This is a genomic window from Pseudomonas sp. SIMBA_067 (assembly GCF_046534675.1).
GTDB lineage: Bacteria > Pseudomonadota > Gammaproteobacteria > Pseudomonadales > Pseudomonadaceae > Aquipseudomonas > Aquipseudomonas putida.
In genome coordinates, this window is record NZ_JAWRYH010000798.1 from 1 (window position 1) to 257 (window position 257).

2 pseudogenes are annotated in these 257 nt (G+C 52.9%); both read right to left on the minus strand.

The features are described from left to right. Positions 1 to 110 (minus strand): annotated as a pseudogene (pcm, locus tag SB765_RS31395) (protein-L-isoaspartate O-methyltransferase); the annotation flags it as partial. Beyond that, positions 104 to 257: pseudogene (gene surE / locus SB765_RS31400) on the minus strand (5'/3'-nucleotidase SurE); the annotation flags it as partial. The pseudogenes surE and pcm, both read right to left, overlap by 7 nt.

The following is a 257-nucleotide window of genomic DNA, read 5'->3' on the forward strand; positions in this document are numbered from 1 at the left end:
TCAACGAATTTTTCACGCGGCACGGCGGCAAGTGCATTCAGCACCTGCTCATCCTGAATACCTTGCGCACGTAATTGATCCAGAAGTGCTTGTACGCGTCTGCTTACCATTGCGTGCCAACTCCCACGCTGTTTAACCAGTCTGAAACCACATCTTGCGCGCTATGCGCAGTTAAATCCACATGCAGCGGCGTGATGGAGACATAGCCCTCATCTACCGCAGCAAAATCGGTCCCCGGACCAGCATCACATTTACCG